General features: G+C 42.9%; 3 protein-coding genes. All 3 read right to left on the bottom strand.

Features of this window, described 5'->3' with window-relative positions; genetic code table 11:
- Positions 1 to 17: 17 nt before the first annotated feature.
- The 3 genes from CWI73_RS12475 to rfbB all read right to left on the bottom strand — a co-directional run bounded on the left by CWI73_RS12475 (position 18) and on the right by rfbB (position 2349).
- The gene (locus tag CWI73_RS12475; RefSeq protein ID WP_126753077.1) at positions 18 to 269 is read right to left on the bottom strand and encodes a glycosyltransferase; all 252 of its coding nucleotides are present in this window, start codon (positions 267 to 269) and stop codon (positions 18 to 20) included.
- 128 nt (positions 270 to 397) lie between these two features.
- On the bottom strand, positions 398 to 1261 hold the full coding sequence (rfbA, locus tag CWI73_RS12470; RefSeq protein WP_126753076.1) for a glucose-1-phosphate thymidylyltransferase RfbA: 864 nt from the start codon (positions 1259 to 1261) through the stop codon (positions 398 to 400).
- Positions 1261 to 2349 (bottom strand): dTDP-glucose 4,6-dehydratase, encoded by a 1089-nt coding sequence (gene rfbB / locus CWI73_RS12465; RefSeq protein WP_126753075.1) that lies wholly within the window; start codon positions 2347 to 2349, stop codon positions 1261 to 1263. Before rfbB ends, rfbA begins: the two co-directional genes overlap by 1 nt.
- Positions 2350 to 2435: the final 86 nt, after the last annotated feature.

Below are 2435 nucleotides of genomic sequence, written 5' to 3'. Positions count from 1 at the left end.
GCCTGTGACTAATATGTTCATTGGTTTAGCCTATGTCCTTGTACACTTTCCTTTAAAACATCTAAAAGCGGCTTGAGCGATTTTTTCCACACATATTGCTTGTTAACCGCAGCTAATGCTGCTTTTGTTTTTTCAGCACACACTTCTGGTGAAGCATTCAGCATAGCTTCCAAGGTCGTTTTAAAGCTCTCGGCATCGCCTTTTTTAAACAGCCAAGCACGACTGCCGGCATCAAAGACCTCAAGGTGAGGGGCAACATCAGATGCCATTGCTGTGGGTACATATGGCCATCCACCGCTTGCCATTGGTCTTATATAGAAAAGAGGGAGCAATAGGCTTCTTGGACCAGCTGGAGTTATCAAAGGATTTGAACATCATTTAATCGACACGGCCGAATTTAGCAAGATAGACTAATTAGATACTGTCCGTAGCCAGTTTTGTGCAATTCTTCCCCTTTCTCTCTCAGATACTTCTTATCTATCCATCCCTGCCGCCATGCAATTTCCTCCAAACAGGCGATTTTAAGTCCCTGTCGATGTTCGAATGTCTGAACATAACTACTAGCTTCAAGCAATGAATCGTGTGTACCAGTATCTAACCAAGCAAACCCCCTACCTAGCCTTTCAACATTCAGCGTGCCCCGTTTCAAATAGGCATTATTGACGCTGGTGATTTCTAGTTCACCTCTTGCACTAGGTTTTACGCTTTTGGCTATCTCAATGACATCATTATCATAAAAGTAAAGCCCGGTAACCGCATAGTTCGACTTGGGTTGCATTGGCTTCTCTTCAATTGAGATCGCCTTCCCTTTATTATCGAAGTCAACAACACCAAAACGCTCTGGATCAGTTACCCAATAGCCAAAGATCGTTGCGCCTGAGGGGCGAGAGGCGGCTCTCCGCAGTTGCTCAGAAAAAGACTGGCCGTGGAAAATATTGTCACCTAAGACTAAACAGACCGAATCCTCTCCTATGAAGTCCTCACCAATAATAAAAGCCTGAGCCAAGCCATCTGGATTTGGCTGTTCCGCATAGGACAACTGAATACCAAATTGTTCACCATTACCAAGTAACTTTCGGTATTGCGGTAAATCCTCTGGTGTAGAAATGACTAAAATTTCATTAATTCCCGCTAACATCAGTACCGAGAGTGGATAATAAATCATTGGCTTATCGTAAATAGGTAATAACTGCTTAGATACCCCCATCGTTATAGGGTGTAAACGAGTTCCCGATCCGCCAGCTAGCACGATTCCTTTCATTAATTTACTCCCAAACGTTCGCGTTGATATGAACCGTCCTGAACGCGTCGGCACCATTCTTGATTATCAAGGTACCATTGAACAGTTTTTCTTATCCCTGATTCAAACGTTTCAGCGGGCATCCAACCTAGCTCTTGCTTTATTTTAGTCGCATCTATTGCGTATCTGCGATCGTGTCCCGGGCGGTCTGCGACATGAGTCATAAGCTCTTTATAGTGACTAATACAAAGCTTTCTCGTTGCCGGAGGAGCTAATTCTTGTAAAACATTACAAACTGTCTCCACAACGTCTATATTACGCTTTTCGTTATGACCACCGATATTATAAGTTTCACCAATTTCACCTTTAGTCGCGACTGTATAAAGTGCTTTTGCATGATCTTCAACATATAACCAATCGCGAATCTGGTCGCCTTTGCCGTAAATAGGTAGCTCTTTGCCTTCCAGAGCATTAAGGATCATCAACGGAATAAGCTTTTCCGGAAAATGAAAAGGACCGTAATTATTCGAACAGTTCGTAATAACCGTCGGTAAGCCGTATGTCCGGAACCACGCCCGGACTAAGTGATCTGAGCTTGCTTTGCTGGCGGAATATGGAGAACTCGGCGCGTAAGCCGTCGTCTCTGTAAATAAAGAGCCACTAGCGTCTGCCTCATCCTCGGGATGGGGTAGATCACCGTAAACTTCATCAGTCGATATATGATGGAATTTAAAAGTTGCCTTTTCATTTAAAGGCAGATTACTCCAATACTCTCTGGCAGCCTCAAGTAGGTTATAAGTCCCCAAAATATTGGTATGAATAAATTCAGCAGGACCATCAATCGAACGGTCGACGTGACTCTCTGCTGCTAAATGCATAACCACATTCGGTTGATAGTCTTTAAACACATTTTTGAGGGCATTTGGATCACACAAATCTATTTGCTTAAATTGATATCGCTCCGATTCTGTGAAGCCTTTCAAATTATCGACATTCCCCGCATATGTAAGCTTATCAATATTGACCACTTTGTTATCTGTGTTTTTAAGAATAAAGCGAATAACAGCAGAGCCAATAAAGCCCGCGCCTCCAGTTATTAGAAAAATCATATTATTTACTCGAAGAATGATTTGACTGCGTTTATGACAGTGTCTTGCTCAGCAAATGAGAGCCCATGACCTTTCCCCTGAACTAA

The sequence above is a fragment of the Idiomarina piscisalsi genome (assembly GCF_003987095.1).
Classification (GTDB): Bacteria; Pseudomonadota; Gammaproteobacteria; order Enterobacterales; family Alteromonadaceae; genus Idiomarina; species Idiomarina piscisalsi.
Note: the sequence above shows the minus strand (reverse complement) of the source record. Positions and strands in the feature narration are given on the sequence as shown.

Bases quoted from the DNA above. Each gene is read 5' to 3' on its own strand.
- rfbB (WP_126753075.1), bottom strand. From the start codon at position 2,349: ATGATTTTTCTAATAACTGGAGGCGCGGGCTTTATTGGCTCTGCTGTT.
- CWI73_RS12475 (WP_126753077.1), bottom strand. From the start codon at position 269: ATGGCATCTGATGTTGCCCCTCACCTTGAGGTCTTTGATGCCGGCAGT.
- rfbA (WP_126753076.1), bottom strand. From the start codon at position 1,261: ATGAAAGGAATCGTGCTAGCTGGCGGATCGGGAACTCGTTTACACCCT.